The organism is Bifidobacterium sp. POST2/T3 (B1) (genome assembly GCF_058197115.1).
In genome coordinates, this window is the sequence record NZ_JBVPQK010000365.1 from 1 (window position 1) to 2,629 (window position 2,629).

1 protein-coding gene and 1 pseudogene are annotated in these 2,629 nt (G+C 63.4%); both read right to left on the reverse strand.

The annotated features are described in order from the left end of the window. Positions 1-1,319: pseudogene (locus AC0AP0_RS11655) on the reverse strand (hypothetical protein); the annotation flags it as partial. Next, positions 1,316-2,563, reverse strand: coding sequence for a DUF58 domain-containing protein (locus AC0AP0_RS11660; RefSeq protein WP_490430585.1), 1,248 nt, complete (start codon positions 2,561-2,563; stop codon positions 1,316-1,318). The gene AC0AP0_RS11660 and the pseudogene AC0AP0_RS11655, both read right to left, overlap by 4 nt. Between the last annotated feature and the right edge of the window lie 66 nt (positions 2,564-2,629).

Genomic DNA, 2,629 nt, shown 5'->3' on the forward strand with positions numbered 1-2,629 from the left:
GGATCGCTGTCGGCTATGCGACGCGTTGCGGGTCGGTTTTGGGCCACGCCGTGCACTGTATAGCTGGCTCCTGCCTGCAGGGCCTGATCGGTCAGAGCAGTGTCCGTAGCCTTGTTGAAGTAGAGGTCTTTCCGTTGCAGGTCCTGGTCCGGATCGATGCCGTCGACCTGTCCGGCGGAGGGCAGCCAGGCGTGGTCGAATCCTTCCCTAATTAGAAAGGTTGCGGTAAAGGGCTGTCCGGTTTGTTCGCCGTCTTCGGTCTTCTCCTGCCGCCTTTCTGTGCGGATCTGGGCGCCGATGCGCCGGTAGTCGGCGGCTCCTGCGCCTGAGGAGTCGGACAGATTCCAGACCTTGCCGTCATAGCGGTCCATGACTGCCATCCGGACCGGCGTGCCGGCGGGCAGGTTGCGTACCGTGACCAGGGTATCGTCGCGGTGTCGTTTGATATAGGCACGGTAGTCGCTCAAGGGGCTGGTGAACTGGTAGGGGTCCATGGGCGGCTGATAATGATCGCGGATGACCTGTCGGGTCGGAGCAGGCAAGATTCCAGCGGAGAAAATCATTCCGGCTGCTAGGGTCAGGGTCAGAAGAGTGGATGGGAGTCCTTGTAGACGCAGCAGACCCAGTCCACTTGCGCTCCAAATCAGCAGAAGCAGCCAGAGGATGCCGCCCGTCAATGCCGGATAGAGGCCTCTGCTGGTGCCTAGGGCTGCTGACACAATCATGGTGGCGAGGATGGGCAAGGTGGCTGCCAGGACGGCCGCTGGGTGTGCCGGCCGTCCCAGATTGCGGCCCAGGCCATGGCGGGCCAGCAGCACCGCCAGATAGCAGGTCCAGAGCATCAGCGTCCACAGGGCCATCAATCCGCCTGCTTCCTGGCCAAGGGGTGGGTCGATAGCTGCCAGGGTCTTGAAAGCACCGAAGGTAGCGGACCACCCTTGTGCCAGGGTTGCCCAGGTGGGCAGGACGTGGGCCAGTGTTGTGCCGTTCAGAGCGAAGATGGGGCCCAGCAGGAACTGGCCCGCAATCAGCAGCAGAGGTTGGAGGAGGGCTGTGGCAATACTGCGGTGGGGGAGCATGGCGATCAGTAGTCCGGTCAGACAAGCCGCGGCTCCCACTGTCAGCCAGAAGGACAGGCTGCCGTAGACCGGCAACAGCTGCAGTCCGGCCATCAGATCGAGCGGAACCAGTGCGGCGACCAGAATGATAGGGGAGCGGCGCCAGGTGGGGTCGACTGTGGATTGCAGACCAGTCCGGTCGATCAGACGAATCGGCTCCCTCTGGGCTTGCTCCATCCATGATGCTGATGATGTGCTCATGGCTGGTTCTCCAAGAGGATGGGGAGGTCCCGAATACTACCCAAAACGGCGTTGACCAGGCCCGGTTGTGCCTGCAGGCTTGGATGAGCATCCAGGTCGGCAGCCAGCAGCATGACCGGGGAGGCGCTCTGAGCCGATTCGCCCATCAGCGCTGAGGGTTGGCGATCGCCCATCGAACCGGTTACCAAAATGGTCAGGCTGGTCCGCTCGGAAGCATCAGTCCGGTCAAGTGAGTCATAGCCGCCTTGGCGGGGGTGGATGGCACTGCAGGCGTCCAGAAAACTGCGGGGATCTTCCGTGGGCAGGGTGGTTCCATGAGCATCGGAATCATCAGGTTCCGGGGCCAGCGCTTGTAACCGACGGCCATCAAGCAGGCATTGGCAGCCCAAGGAGGCGTAGATTTCAACTGCCAGCTCGAACTCATCCGCGTTCCGGTAGGAGGCGGCCTGGCCGTCCAGGATCAGTTCGGTCCTAGTACGCAGGGTGGGCTCATACTGGCGGACCATCAGGGTGCCGGCCCGGGCAGTGGACAGCCAGTGGACCCGCTTCATGTCATCGCCCGGAGCATAGGGACGCAGGGCATGGAATTCCAGGTCGTCGTCGACAATGCCGGGACCAGGATCCCCCTCCAGGTCGCGTTCAAGTCCGGCTTCAAGGGGCGGCAAGGCAACCGTGCGGGGATGGATATAGAGTTTTCGGGCGCCTGCCAGGATTCGACGGCGGCGGATGAGTCCCAGCGGATCCCCGGCCTCCATGGTCACCGGGCCCAGGTCAATCACGCCACGGGACCTGGCTTCCAGCTTCAAGCGGATCTGATGACTCTGGCCGGGAGCCAGGGCAGGCAAAGGCGCCATGACGGCTGCCTGGCCTAGAGCCAGACCGATTCGGCCGCGGCGGGTGGAGCGGTTGCCCGGGTTGGTCAGAACCAGGACCAGCTCGGTCTGGCCACCCACCTCCAGATGTCCTTGGTTCAGACTCGTTTCAGCGCTACAGGACAGATTGCCCAGGCTCATCAGTAGCCCCAGCAGCAGCATGCCTACGCCCAGCAGAACACCCGCAAGCAGTTCACGCCAGCCAGTCGGGACGAAGGCCAGAGCACAAACGAGTGCGGCCAAGGTCATAGCCCGGCCCAGGGCAGTGACCGACTGCCAAAGGTCAGCTGTCTGGGCTCGTATGTCCTGTCTGGATCCGGCCGAGGATGCCGGTCTTGCCTCCGGGGCAGGTCGGCGGGCGAAGGCGGTCATGGCTCACTGCTCTCCTGTGGGGACGGGGACCTTGGCCAGGGCTTCGGCCAGCGCCTGGTGTTCATC